Annotated in this window: 10 protein-coding genes and 1 pseudogene; 6 read left to right on the forward strand and 5 right to left on the reverse strand. The window is 41.2% G+C overall.

Going from position 1 to position 13095, the window contains the following annotated elements:
- Positions 1-12: 12 nt before the first annotated feature.
- Entirely contained in the window at positions 13-1284 is a 1272-nt protein-coding gene (locus BN1354_RS06750; protein ID WP_053826643.1) for an ATP-binding protein, read from the forward strand.
- A gap of 132 nt (positions 1285-1416) precedes the next feature.
- Here the strand turns inward: BN1354_RS06750 and BN1354_RS06755 are convergent, their stop codons facing one another.
- The 3 genes from BN1354_RS06755 to BN1354_RS06765 are packed head-to-tail and all read right to left on the reverse strand — an operon-like array spanning position 1417 to position 4937.
- Positions 1417-2550, reverse strand: a complete 1134-nt coding sequence (locus BN1354_RS06755) for a Wzz/FepE/Etk N-terminal domain-containing protein (RefSeq protein ID WP_053826644.1) — start codon at positions 2548-2550, stop codon at positions 1417-1419.
- Positions 2551-2556: 6 nt separating this feature from the next.
- The gene (locus tag BN1354_RS11925) at positions 2557-3219 is read right to left on the reverse strand and encodes an SLBB domain-containing protein (RefSeq protein WP_053826645.1); all 663 of its coding nucleotides are present in this window, start codon (positions 3217-3219) and stop codon (positions 2557-2559) included.
- Positions 3220-3260: 41 nt separating this feature from the next.
- The gene (locus BN1354_RS06765; protein ID WP_053826646.1) at positions 3261-4937 is read right to left on the reverse strand and encodes an SLBB domain-containing protein; all 1677 of its coding nucleotides are present in this window, start codon (positions 4935-4937) and stop codon (positions 3261-3263) included.
- A gap of 147 nt (positions 4938-5084) precedes the next feature.
- Between BN1354_RS06765 and BN1354_RS06770 the strand changes: the two genes are divergently transcribed.
- Both BN1354_RS06770 and BN1354_RS06775 read left to right on the forward strand, forming a co-directional pair.
- A complete protein-coding gene (locus BN1354_RS06770) occupies positions 5085-5882 on the forward strand; it encodes a polysaccharide biosynthesis/export family protein (RefSeq protein ID WP_045089134.1) in 798 nt (265 codons plus the stop codon).
- Positions 5883-5924: 42 nt separating this feature from the next.
- Complete coding sequence (locus BN1354_RS06775; RefSeq protein ID WP_053826647.1) at positions 5925-8297, forward strand: GumC family protein; 2373 nt, start codon at positions 5925-5927, stop codon at positions 8295-8297.
- Positions 8298-8334: 37 nt separating this feature from the next.
- On the opposite strand, the gene BN1354_RS06780 is transcribed toward BN1354_RS06775, so the two are convergent.
- Positions 8335-8760 carry a BT0820 family HAD-type phosphatase gene (locus BN1354_RS06780; RefSeq protein ID WP_053826648.1) on the reverse strand — a complete coding sequence of 142 codons (426 nt, stop codon included), beginning with the start codon at positions 8758-8760 and terminating at the stop codon, positions 8335-8337.
- A 366-nt stretch (positions 8761-9126) separates the two neighbouring features.
- Here BN1354_RS06780 and pflB point away from each other — a divergent pair, with 366 nt between their 5' ends.
- Positions 9127-11367, forward strand: a complete 2241-nt coding sequence (gene pflB, locus BN1354_RS06785) for a formate C-acetyltransferase (protein WP_045089126.1) — start codon at positions 9127-9129, stop codon at positions 11365-11367.
- Between the two features lie 394 nt (positions 11368-11761).
- Entirely contained in the window at positions 11762-12484 is a 723-nt protein-coding gene (pflA, locus tag BN1354_RS06790) for a pyruvate formate-lyase-activating protein (protein ID WP_053826649.1), read from the forward strand.
- Positions 12485-12493: 9 nt separating this feature from the next.
- On the opposite strand, the pseudogene BN1354_RS11855 reads toward pflA, so the two are convergent.
- Positions 12494-12715: pseudogene (locus BN1354_RS11855) on the reverse strand (TonB-dependent receptor domain-containing protein); the annotation flags it as partial.
- Between the two features lie 15 nt (positions 12716-12730).
- Here BN1354_RS11855 and BN1354_RS12145 point away from each other — a divergent pair.
- A complete protein-coding gene (locus BN1354_RS12145) occupies positions 12731-12976 on the forward strand; it encodes a hypothetical protein (RefSeq protein ID WP_262494910.1) in 246 nt (81 codons plus the stop codon).
- Positions 12977-13095 lie beyond the last annotated feature (119 nt).

Raw genomic sequence — 13095 nt, forward strand, 5'->3', positions numbered from 1 at the left:
AAATATTCGAGTATGGAAGAAAATTTTGAGGCTCTGAAAAAATACAACTTTTGGGATAATAATTATCCGGAACTTGGTTTTCCACGTGATTTATATACTAATAAGATTTATGAATCAACTGGCAATAGGTTGATTAAAGTATTAGTTGGCCAGCGTCGCGTTGGAAAAAGCTACATCCTGCGCCAGATAATCTATCGTTTGATTGAAGGTGGCGTAAATAATAGAAACATAATTTATATCAACAAGGAATTTGCTGATTTCGACTTTATCAAAGATTATAAAGATCTGGATATGCTGATAAAAGTATATCGTGAAGAGCTAAATCCTGAGGGTAAAGTGTGGTTGTTTATTGATGAGATTCAGAATGTGGAAGGATGGGAGCATCTAATAAATTCTTATTCACAGGATTTTGTAGATAGTTATGAAGTGTTTATAAGTGGATCAAACTCCAAGATGCTGTCGGGTGAACTGGCTACTCTTTTATCCGGTCGTTATATTGAATTTCAGATATTCCCTTTTAGTTTTAATGAATATATAGGGATCACTAAGAAGGAAAATTCCAAACAAAGCTATATTAATTATATGGAAAGCGGTGGATTGCCTGAGCTTTTCATGTTGCCAAATGAAGAAACTAAACGCAACTATATTTCTGCTGTAAAAGATACCGTATTATTGCGTGATATAATTCAGAGGCATAATATTAAGGATGCTAAACTACTGGAGGACATATTTGTATATCTAGTAAACAATGCTTCAAATCTGGTTTCTATAACTAATATAGTAAACTACTTTAAGGGTAAAGGACGTAATACAACATATGATACTGTTTCTAACTATATAGGTTATTTAGAAGATTCTTTTATCATACACAGGGTTGAGCGTTATGATATTCGTGGAAAGGAGATTTTATCGGGAAATAACAAATACTATATTAATGATCTGTCTTTCAAAAACTATCTTTATCAGGGATTCGGCTATGGTGTGGGCTATAAGCTGGAAAATCTGATTTATCTGGAACTTAGAAGGTCTGGTTATGAAGTATATGTTGGTACTTTCAGAGATAGAGAGATTGATTTTGTCGCAAAAAAAGAGGACAGAGTGGTATATATACAAAGTTCTTATATTCTGACTGATGAGCAGACTATCCAAAGGGAATACTCGCCTTTGGAGTCGGTAGAAGATAATTATGAAAAATTTGTTGTTTCTCTTGATGATATAGCTTTTCCTTCAAATAAAGGTATCCGACACATTCAGGCTTGGAATTTCAGTAATATAATACAATAACTTGGATAAACAGCTAAATTTTATATTGGTTGACAGTATCTGAAAACAGGTTATTGTGTGCTGTGTTATTGTGTGGTGATGAATTTTGATTTGAAAAAGGAAGAAGTACGAGTGGGTACTCCTCCCTTTTGATTATTCTGTAATCTCTTCTTTTATTGCTTTAAATATTGGCGATATAAACACCCATCCAACGGAAATTACTACTCCCAGTAATAGGAAACCTACGATGATTATACTTCTCCTGGGTGCACTTTTTACAAGTGGAACTACGGGTGGATTTACCAATGTTAGAATTGTTTGATTCTCTTTTACGGCAATCTTGGCCTGTTCGCGTTGTGTTGCAAGCTCACGATAGATTGTGTATGCAATGTCATACTCGTTGCGAAGGCGGGCTTCCATTGAGCGCGCTGATGCTGTGGTGAGGCCCCTGTTTGCATCCTGAAATGATGTAAGTCTATCCTGAGCGTTTAGGAAATCTTCACGTGCTGTTTCGTAACTCTTTTCTATAAACTCCAGATTGTCGTTTAGCTTCTCTGATTTGAACTGTGAAACATACTCCTCGAGTGTATTATATATCTTATCTGTAACCTCTGCTGCAACTTTTGCTTCTGGGAATGTATAGCCAATGACTACTGTTCCACTTTTTGAGTTTGGGTTTATATCTATTGCTTTCTGAATAGCATTATATACTCTTCTTTCAGTTGATGAAAGATTAAACACGTTGGTTGAATCAACCACCGGAGAAGTTTCTACTATTGCGGATTGATTTCCTCCCCTGATTGCACTTATAATAACACCGGGGAGGCCGATTGTATATTTTTTTATTGCACCTAAAAGGTTGAACTCTCTGTATTGTTTATCAGCATAGTAATCGTAAAGGGTGATGGGCTGACCATTGGATTTCTTTACTATCACCTCTGTTTTCATTATCTCACGAGTGAACGGTACGCTCTTTATGATCTCGGGATAGATATTAGGTGAAAGGGTGCCTTCTGTCATCATTGCTGTTCCAAGATTTACACCCATAATTGCTGCTACACTACCCAGACTGCTGCCTCCGGATCTGTTACCGGTCTGAGGAACAACCGTGCAGGTAGAAGTGTACTGGACAGGTGCAATCATTGCATAAAAGAGTCCTATCAGAAGAAATATTACAGTTGTAATGAGTATAAAACGTCGTTTTAACCAAAGTTTTTTTAGAAATCCTGTAATATCAATTTCATAAGAATTATTTACTGTAATTATAGGCTTATTTTCTTGTTCCATTTCTTATTATCTTACCAGATTGGAAATTAACAGTGCTATTGATGCGATTGAAGTACCAAGGCTAAGTATTCCCTGCAAACTCATTGGCTCTCTTTCGGGTCTTTCAGGTACAATTATCTCGCAACCGGGTTCTATCTTTGCCCAGCGTCCTGAAGCCACCTCTCCGTTCATATATACAACAAAAGGTTTGCTCTTCAATGCAAGACGGGAGTATCCTCCTGCCTGATCGATATAGTATCCAAGTTTTTTATGCTTCCTGTAGGTTACCAGGTTAGGATAAAGTACTCCTCCTGATATCTTAACCAGCTCATTGTATTCAGGAATAGTTAGAACATCTCCCTCTCTGAGGATAATATCTTCCTGTCCTCCCGGGTTTTTAAGTGCTTTCTCAAGATTAATTGCAACATATTGAGTGGAGAGATCAACAGCTTCAAGTTGCTGCTGCAGGAGTGAATCTGTATCTAACTGATCTACCTGGGCTTTTATACGGAGAGACTCTTTTACCTTCTCCTGTTCATCAGCTGTAAGTCGGCGTGATAATCGTGCTCCTTTTATATATGCATATTTCGTTAGCCCCCCTGCCCTGTTTACTAGTGATGAGAGTCGCTCATCCTTTGAAATCTTAGCATAATCACCTTCAAACAGCACTTCGCCCTCAACAGTGACCATCTGCTGAATCTCGTATGCGGCGAAGTGCTGTTTGAAGGTGATTATGGCTGAAGCACGAAGTCGGGATCGCTGGAGACTATCTCTCCGTCGACCAGTGTAAATGATTGCATTATACTGGATAGATCTCCAAGAGTGGTGCTTCCGGGATCTTTTATTCTGCGGTATACATCGATTCGTGCTGTGGATGCAGCCTCTGTGATACCGCCTGCCTGAAGGATAATATCTTCAAGACGCATATTATCTGCATAGGGGTAGCTGTCGGGCTTACGAACCTCTCCTCCTATATATACCGTGAACCTGTCATCGAGTGATAGTACAGAAGGAATGTGGAGCAGGTCGTTTTTCTTTAACGTGATATCGTTGATACGTCCGCTCATAAGGTCGCTCACATTGAACGACTCAATTGAACGTGTCAGATCATCATTTTCGCGATAGAGAAGTGCACGCTGCAGGTAGGCATCGCCTGTGGTTCCCAGTGCAACCTCGAGAAGGTCTCTCACTGTAATAATCTTGTCGCCGATTGCATATCTGCCGGGACGATATACAGAACCGGTAATCTCTACCATGTTGGCGTACTCATCGAGGATATTGTTCACCTCTACCCTGTCGCCATCTTTAATCTGAAAGGTGGAGTATTCGGGCTGACTGAGGGTATATGCTTCCAGCTTTTCCTCTCCGCTTCTGATGAGTGTGAGTGCAGCTGTGTAAGCGTTACCGCTGAATCCTCCTGAATATCGGATAAGATCTTCGAGGGTTTCATCGGGTTTCATCTCATACCACATGGGGCGGCGCACTTCGCCTATTACCTGTGCCAGTGATCCGAAAGGTTCTACCATTACTATATCTCCATCCTGAAGCGTGATATCTGACATGCTGTTGCCTTTCATGAGATACTCATAGAGGTCGATCTCAGCAGCCTGACGCCCTGCCCTGAAGATGCGGATGTTGCGGAGACTACCAATATTGGTTGTTCCTCCTGCTGCATACATGGCGTGGAATGCTGATGAGAAGGAGCTTAGGGTGTATGTACCGGGGGTTCTGACCTCTCCCATAACATTCACTTTTATGGTTCTTACATTTCCTACTGATATAGCCAGGAAGGTGTGCGGCTCAGATGAATCTAAGTCGGAATATATTGTTGAAAATTGTGTGCGGATGCGACTTTCGGCCTGTTTGACATTCATGCCGCTAAGTTGTATTCTGCCGATACCCGGAACCGTGATATGTCCGTCCGGTGCTATTGTATATTGTACATTAAGCTCTGAATCTCCCCATACATCTATTATTAACTGATCTCCCGCACCCAGTATATAGTTTGCAGGGGTTGGCATATTCATGTTTGGTGCAAAGGTGAGATTTTGTGACTGAAACAGTTCGCGTCCATACACTCTATCCTGCTGGGCAGTGGTATCCTGAGGTATGAGGGTGTAGTCGTATGGACTTACATATTCGGCTGTCTGTCTTGTCTGTGGATCAGTGCCTTGCTGGTTGGGCTGACCTGTGCTTTGTGTTTGATTGTACTGTTCGCGTATTCGTTGTAACTGTGCTGTGGTTACCCCTTTTTTTACCATCTCAGCAGCAATCTGTTCTTGTGACATGCCTGAATTTTGATATCTTCTGAACTCATCAATTATCTGCTGATCACTCATCTGTGCAAAAAGACTGCCGGTAATAAATAGAAAGATAAGACCGGTAAGATGGTACCTTTTTAATTTCATTCTTATTTCTTAATTAATTAAGGATTGGAGAGCAAATTTAGTTGTTTTTATTATAACTCACAATATAACAATATGATTTTGGTTTTAATCTTGTTGTTTGCATTAAATGTATTAATTTTGTAGTTGACTATCAAAGAACTCAGTTTCATGAACAAATTGTTTTATTTAATTTCATCTATAATAATAATTTTAGGTGTAATTTCCTGTAATAGTGCCAAGAATGTGGCTTATATACAGGGTGCCGGTGAAAATGATATGGCGGGCTATGTGCAGACCAGTCCTATGTATGATGCACGCATTTTGCCTAAGGATCTGCTGACGATTACAGTGTCGGCAACCGATCCGGAGGCCGTGAAACCTTTTAACCTTACTGTGCCGAGTTTGACTACCGGTTCAAGTACTTACTCTCAACCTGCGCTGCAGAAATATCTGGTGGATAATAACGGACAGATAAATTTCCCGGTATTGGGTATGGTTACTCTTAGCGGATTGACTAAAAGGGAAGCGGAGACGAAGATTACGGGACTGCTTCAAAAGTATCTGAAGGAGCCTCCGGTGGTGACTGTGAGTTTTGTGAATTATAAGATCTCGGTACTGGGTGAGGTGGCTCGTCCGAACACTTTTACTATTGTGAATGAGAAGGTTAACATATTTGAAGCATTGGCCATGGCGGGTGATATGACTATCTATGGTAAGCGTGATAACGTTAAGGTTATCAGGGAGGATGCTGATGGCAACCAGAGTGTGATTGTGCTGAACCTGAATGATCCTTCTATTATTCACTCTCCATACTATTTTCTGCAGCAGAACGATGTGGTGTATGTGGAGCCTAACAAGACAAAAGCAAAGAGCTCGGAGATTGGAAGTGCTACAAGCCTTTGGATTTCAGGTACATCAATATTGATATCGCTGGCGGGACTGCTGGTTAATATCCTGAGAAAATAGAAAAACTCATTCTTTATTTAATTTACTATTTATTATTCTATAATGACTGATTTGTATTCCGTATCGGAACAGAATGATTTAGAAAATAGCGAATCGATCTCCCTACTGGAGATAGTTTTGAGATTTGCACGTTACTGGAAATGGTTTGTGCTGGGTATCGTACTTGCGCTTGCCGGAGTATTTTTGTATCTGAGATATACTACTCCTGTATATAATGTTTCGTCAAGTATAGTTCTAAAGGAGGCGAGGGATCAGCGTATGGAGCCATCGATAAGTGGGATGGATGGTATTCAGCTGGGTGGACTTGGTGCTGTAGCTAATCTGGAGAATGAGATTTATATCCTGCAGAGCCGGTCGATCATAAGAAATGTAATTAATCGTCTTAATCTGCATACCTCTTATGTTGTGAGTGGAAGGATTAAGAGTAACGACCTGTATAAACGGAGTCCGGTGATTGTGAGTATGGATCAGGGGAACCTGGATAAACTGACTCAGAATATCTCTTTCAATATGACTACAAATGAGAGTGATGGTACGATTACTATCTCGGGTCTTGAGAATGAGAAAGAGGTTGATACTGTGTTTACTACGTTACCGGCTATAATTGATACTCCTCAGGGTCATATCAGCTTTACAAAAAGACCTGATACCGAACTGGGGCATTATGAGATGAATGTGGTTATAATGCATCCTAATGAGGTGATCGGCCATTATAGAAAAAGGTTGTCTGTTCAGCAGGCATCGAAACAGGCTTCTGTGCTGAATCTGTCTATTAACACTCCCTATCCTGAAAAAGGTAAGGATTTCCTTAATATGCTGGTGGAGGTGTATAACAACGAAACCATTGAGGATAACAAGATGGAGGCATTTAATACTCAGGCTTTTATAAATGAGCGTATTGCTATTATTGACAGAGAGCTGAGTGATGCTGAAAGGAGTGTGGAGGATTATAAACAGCAGGAGGGATTGAGTGATTTGCAGATCGACCTTCAGCGTAATATGCAGATGGGTAGTCAGTATGAGCAGCAGCTTGTGCAGGTGGAGACTCAGCTGAATATTGTAAACTCGCTGAGTGAGTATGTGAAAAATCCTAATAATGCGAATAAGACTATTCCTGCTAATGTGGGTATTGAAGATCCTAATCTTGCTGCTACTACTAGTGAGTATAACAGACTGGTTCTGGAGCGTGAGCGTCTGTCGCAGAGCATGACGGCTGACAACCCTGCAATGATAAGGCTTGAGGAGCAGATTGCGGGACTGAGGGAGAATATTAACTCTTCCATCAGCAGTGTGCAGCAGGGGTTGAATATTCAGCGCCGTGATGCACGTAACCAGGCTAATATATATGGTGGACGTATTGGTGTGATGCCAACTCAGGAGAGGGAGTTTATGGAGCTTTCACGTGAACAGCAGATCAAGGCAAGTCTGTTTTTGATGCTGTTACAGAAGCGTGAGGAGAATGCTCTTGAACTGGCTGCTACGGCTAATAGTGCAAAAGTGCTGGATGAAGCTCTTACCGAAGGTCAGGTGTCTCCACGAAAGATGATTCTGCTGCTTGCTGCATTGATGCTTGGTGTGCTGATCCCTGCAGGTATTATCTATCTGAACGAGCTGCTGCAGTATAAGGTTCGCACAAGATCTGATGTGGACAGACTCAGCAAGGTTCCTGTACTTGGCGAAATACCTAAACATAAAGAGGAGAAGAATGTTGTGGTGGATGAGCAGGGGAATGACTCAATTGACGAAGCTTTCAGAATGGCTCGCACCAATTTGCTGCTCACTTTGGGAACTGACAATAAAGTGGTTACAATCACTTCTACAGTTTCCGGTGAGGGTAAAACATTTGTTGCTATAAATATGGCATTGAGTACAGCATTCCTGAATAAGAAGGTGCTGCTGATAGGTCTCGATTTGAGAATTCCACGATTAAGGGAGTATTTGAAGCTGGAGACTAAGAATGGTATGACAAACTATCTGTCGGGCTTTGAGAAGAATATCGATAATCTGATTGTTCAATCGGGACTGCATCCTAACCTGTTTGTTATTGCTGCGGGACCTGTTCCGCCTAACCCTGCTGAGCTTCTTTCGCGTCCTTCTCTGGACAAAGCGATCGGCAGCTTAAGGGAGGAGTTTGATTATATATTTATCGACTCATCTCCTTCGGCTCTGGTGACTGATACTCTGGTGATGAACAGGGTGACGGATGCTACCCTATATGTATGCAGGATGGATTTCTCAAGCAAGGGAAATATCAGGTTTGCAAACAATCTGATGCAGCAGAACAAGCTGAACAATATGTTGCTGGTGATTAATGATGTGGCTGACTTCCACCGTGGGTATGGTTATGGCTACGGGTATGGATTTGGTTATGGTTACGGCAACAAGAAAAAGAGTAAAAGAAGAAAGAAAAGCTAAAGGTTGAATATATTTTTAAAAGGTTGGTTCTCGTTTCCTAACGTCTGAACCAACCTTTTTTCTTTCTCTGTGGCATGGCTGAATGATTGATCATAAGAGAAAGTGGGTTGTCGTGACCATCAACCATGGCCTGAACTACATTATATATAACTCCCCAGTCGGGCAGCCCTCCCAGGTTTCGGTCATCAATAAAAAGATCAGCCTTGAGCTTGCGTGAGAAGTCCTGCTTCTCGATAGTCTCACCCCGATAGTTCTCGTTCTCAGCATAGAAATATAATCCTTGAGATGCACAGTAGTCAACCGCCTCCTTTAGCAGATCGCCCCTGCGTACAGTCCACAATATCAGCCTGTGTCCATCTTTCTGAAGATGAAGTAAGGTCTCTATAGCAAAAGGTATTGGTTTACCAATGGCCGGGTATTCATGTTCCACAATAGTACCATCGAAGTCTACGGCTATAATCATAATCAGTTTTCCGTTTTTGTAATTCGGACAAATATACGAAATAAATATTACCATGAGAGATTATGAGAGATTATATTGAAATAATAGCGACATATTAATTGTATAATTTACAATAAAAAATGCGGTTTTAATTAAGGAAATATTTCTTTATTCAGGATTTTAGAGTTATCTTTGCAGCCTCAAATCGGGATTTTATGTTATTTGATTTAGGTTATCAAAGATTATCGAGGTTATCGATTCGTTTTTTATTTATAGAATTCGCATCCGATTTTTTTAAAAACCACAGCATTGATCAACTTACCCAACCTAATGAGTTTAATTTAATATCCTGATATTTAAATATATAACATCAAACTAAAGTTTATCATGGATAGTAATAACGAGGCATGGAAAGGTTTCAAAGGCGACCTATGGAGAAAAGAGATTAACGTAAGGGATTTTATCATGAATAACTACACACCTTATGAGGGTGATGATAGTTTTCTTGTTTCTTCTACTGAACGCACGAAGAAGGTGTGGAACAAGCTTACAGAGATGTTCAAGGAAGAGCAGGCTAAGGGTGTTTATGATGCCGAAACTAAGCTTCCGCAGGAGATTGATACATACGGACCGGGATATATTGATAAGGATAATGAGGTGATTGTGGGTTTGCAGACTGATGCTCCACTGAAGAGGGGTATTTTCCCTAAAGGTGGTATCAGAATGGTGGAAAACTCACTTACTGCTTATGGTTATGAGCTGGATCCGCTTACTAAGGATATTTACACAAGATATAGGAAGACTCACAACGAGGGTGTTTTCTCTGCATATAATGATGAGATACTGGCTGCAAGAAAATCGGGAATTATAACCGGACTGCCTGACGCTTACGGTCGCGGAAGAATTATTGGTGACTATAGACGTGTGCCTCTTTATGGTACTGCTATCCTGATTAAGGAGAGAAAGGCTTTCCAGAAACAGCTGGATATTCAGGAGTTTAATGAGAATGTTATCAGAAGTCGTGAGGAGGTTACCGACCAGATAAAGGCTCTGCAGAAGTTTGAGAAGATGTGCCAGAGCTATGGTTTTGATGTTTCGCAGCCTGCAAGGAACGCTCATGAGGCTGTTCAGTTCTTGTATCTTGCTTACCTGGCTGCTGTGAAGGATCAGGATGGTGCTGCTATGTCGATTGGACGTACTTCTACTTTCCTGGATATATATATTGAGAAGGATCTTAAAGAGGGAGTGATTACTGAAAGTGAAGCGCAGGAGCTTATCGATCAGATGATTATCAAGCTGCGTATTGTGCGTTTCCTTCGTACTCCGGAATATAATGAGCTGTTCTCGGGTGACCCTGTGTGGGTGACTGAATCGCTGGGGGGACAGAATATTGAGGGTAAGACGCTTGTAACCCGTACATCTTTCCGCTATCTGCATACGCTGTATAACCTGGGACCGGCTCCTGAGCCAAACCTGACTGTATTGTGGTCGCAAAGCGCTCCTGAGAACTGGAAGAAGTTCTGTGCTAAGGTGTCGGTGGAGACTTCTGCTATTCAGTATGAGAATGACGATCTGATGCGTCCTGATTATGGTGACGACTACGGTATTGCCTGCTGTGTATCGCCAATGAGAATTGGTAAGCAGATGCAGCTGTTTGGTGCTCGTGCCAACCTGGCTAAGTGCTTGCTCTATGCTATCAATGGTGGCGTGGATGAGAAGTCGGGTGTTCAGGTGGCTCCTAAGTTTGAGGCTATCACTTCGGAATATCTTGATTATGACGAGGTGATGGAGAAGTTTGAGCAGACTATGCGTTGGCTGGCCAAGGTGTATGTGAATGCACTGAAGATTATTCACTACATGCATGATAAGTATGCATACGAAGCGTTTGAGATGGCTCTGCATGATGGTAATGTTCAGAGGATCATGGCTACCGGTATTGCGGGACTTTCAATTGTGGCTGACTCACTTGCTGCAATACGTGATACTAAGGTGAAGGTGATTCGTGATGAGCGTGGTATTGCTGTTGACTTTGAACGTGAGGGTGATTATGTTCCTTTTGGTAACAATGATGACAGGACCGACCAGATAGCGGTGGATATTGTGAAGAAGTTTATGGGTTATCTGCGTCAACATGAGACTTACAGAAATGCCATCACTTCACAGTCGATCCTGACCATCACCTCTAACGTGGTTTATGGTAAGAAGACTGGTTCTACTCCTGATGGCAGACCTGCAGGCACTCCTTTTGCTCCGGGTGCTAATCCTATGAACGGAAGAGACTCTAAGGGTGCTGTTGCGGCTCTTGCATCTGTAGCAAAACTTCCTTTCCAGCATGCTCATGATGGTATCTCATATACTTTTGCTGTATCGCCGGGTTCTCTTGGAAAAGATACTGATATGAGGGTTAATAATATGGTTAACCTGCTTGATGGCTATTTCACCGCTGATGGTGGTCAGCACCTTAATGTGAATGTGTTTGACAAGGATCTGCTTCTTGATGCGATGGATCATCCTGAGAAGTATCCGCAGCTTACTATCCGCGTTTCGGGTTATGCTGTGAATTTCATTAAGCTTACTCGTGAACAGCAGCTTGATGTTATTTCAAGGACTATCAATCAGTCTCTATAATATTTATATTTATTTGGTAACTTGCTCCCTGATTTTCGGGGAGCAATGTTTTTTTAAAGACTGCCAATACAATAAGACAGGAGCGTTTATCTTTTTCTATGATTGAACAATTATTCCTCGGACTGCGATAATTTTATCATCCGCTTGCTGATTGTTCACTATTTTATATAAACTCGCTTCGCTCAAACAGTATATAAAATTACGTGAACTTCACAGAGCGGGTCCCGATAAAATTATCTGAGGTCCTCGTAACAACAGTTCAATCACTTGACGCAAAAGATAAACTTACTGCAGCCGAAAGAAATACTTCAGCCGAAAGAAATATTACAGACGAAAAAAACATTGCAGTCCAAATAAACATTATTGGTTAGTATCAGTTTAAAATCACAGAAATATGAAAGCAAATATACATTCTCTTGAAAGCTTTGGAACAGTAGATGGTCCCGGAATAAGATTCGTAATATTCCTGCAGGGCTGTCCTTTGCGCTGCGTTTACTGCCACAACCCAGACACATGGGATAAGAAGGGAGAGGGCAAATATCAGCTTTCGCCGGAGGAGCTGCTTGCTGAAGTGATGAAATATAAGAACTTTATTGCTAAGGGGGGTGTGACTGTAACTGGTGGTGAACCGATTATGCAGGCGGCTTTTGTGAAGGAGTTTTTCATGCTTTGCAAAGAGAATGGTATTCATACTGCTCTTGATACGTCGGGAGCAATTTTCAATCAGACGGTGAAGGAGGTGCTGGATATTGTGGATCTTGTGTTGCTTGATATTAAGTCGATTGACCAGATGCAGTACAGGGAGCTTACCGGTGTTAAGATTGACAATACGCTGAAGTGCCTGAACTATCTTGAGGAGAAAAATATCAGGGCCTGGATCAGGCATGTGGTTATGCCGGGGTGGACCGACAACGATATTCTTCTGAACAGGCTTGCTGATTTCCTGAAACCTTATAAATGTATTGAGAAGGTGGAGCTTCTGCCCTACCACAAGATGGGTGTGAATAAGTATGAGCAGATGGGTATGGATTACAGACCTGGTGATCTGCCTGCTTTGTCGGAGGAGAGACTGCTGAATGCTAAGGATATTTTTAAAAAGGCGGGATTGAAGGTTTGATATTGCTTAGTTATTTTTTTCGATCTTGTGTTCAAAACCTTTGTTCTCAACGTCACCACCATTAATATAAGGTGCTGCAGCTCCACTCGTACCTAACACAGGAGCAACCACCAGCCAGTCCTTAGTAATCTTTCTATACCAGTCGAAATTCACACCCATGCGAGAATTGAAAAGACGCGCATCCAAACCAAAGTTAAGCTGCTCCGAAGTCTCCCATTTAACATCCGAGTTGAATTTGAATACTCAATATCCAATGATTCAGAAGGGATTGAATTTGAGGCGATTGTGCATAACCCTACGGATAAGATTGCATTCTTTATGGAGTTTATTCTTTCTGACAAGGTGTCGGGTGAACCTGTACTGCCTGTTTTCTGGAATGATAATTATATATCGTTATTACCTGGTGAAACCAGAATATTAAAAGGAACTGCCAAGGATAACCGAGCGGAACAGATGGAGATTCTAATGCAGGGTTATAATCTTGATAATTAGTATAGAAAAGTGAATAGTTGATAGTTAATGTGGTTAATATCCGTATATTCGATTATGATATACGGATATTTTTTTATTTATTATAAAAATATTTTCACACAATTTTGCAGTTTTTAGAC

The organism is Lascolabacillus massiliensis (assembly GCF_001282625.1).
In the GTDB taxonomy this organism is placed as follows: Bacteria; Bacteroidota; Bacteroidia; order Bacteroidales; family Dysgonomonadaceae; genus Proteiniphilum; species Proteiniphilum massiliensis.